The following is a 653-nucleotide window of genomic DNA, read 5'->3' on the forward strand; positions in this document are numbered from 1 at the left end:
AGACCTCTCGTATTATCAGCGATACGTTTCAGCATGAATGTGACGTTGTGTCACAGCTGAGTGATGCCGTTGCCAGCACGCCGATTGATATAGATGTTAATAACCCGAACTTCTCTGATTTGGTGACAGAAGGTCGAAAGATATTCTGGTCGTACGACTACAATATTGGTGTCGCACATGCGGTACGAAACCTGGATTGGAAGGCGATCTTTAACTATCGTTCGTTTGACCCGGTTAAAGGAGGCTATGCTGACCCGAGAGAGTTGTTTGGCGCCTATAAAACGGTCAGAGGGCAAGTGCCGAATGAAGCGATGGATGATGTTTACTTTGATCCTTACCCAATGCCAACCCCGATCCCCGGCTTCCTCACCTTGGGTTCTGCCAAGCTTGAAGGCAATACAAAAGATACAGGTTGGGTAGGATATCGCTATGCAGAAGGTAATCACCCTTATACAGGGCCGGGTGAATTTGCCGGTTTCAACTGTGCGTCGTGCCACGGTTATCAAATCACTTACCAAAACGTCAATGGCGAAGATGAAACAAAGGTTTTCCCTGGCTTGCCTAACCCTGAATGGACCATGAAGTGGACAGTTTTACAGACGCCGCTAAAAACCTTCAAGGGCATTTATGAGAAGGAGCCAGGGCCAGACTGG

General features: G+C 48.1%; 1 pseudogene. It reads left to right on the forward strand.

Features of this window, described 5'->3' with window-relative positions:
* Positions 1-653: pseudogene (locus A3763_RS28300) on the forward strand (hypothetical protein); the annotation flags it as partial.

It is taken from the genome of Oleiphilus sp. HI0128 (genome assembly GCF_001635365.1).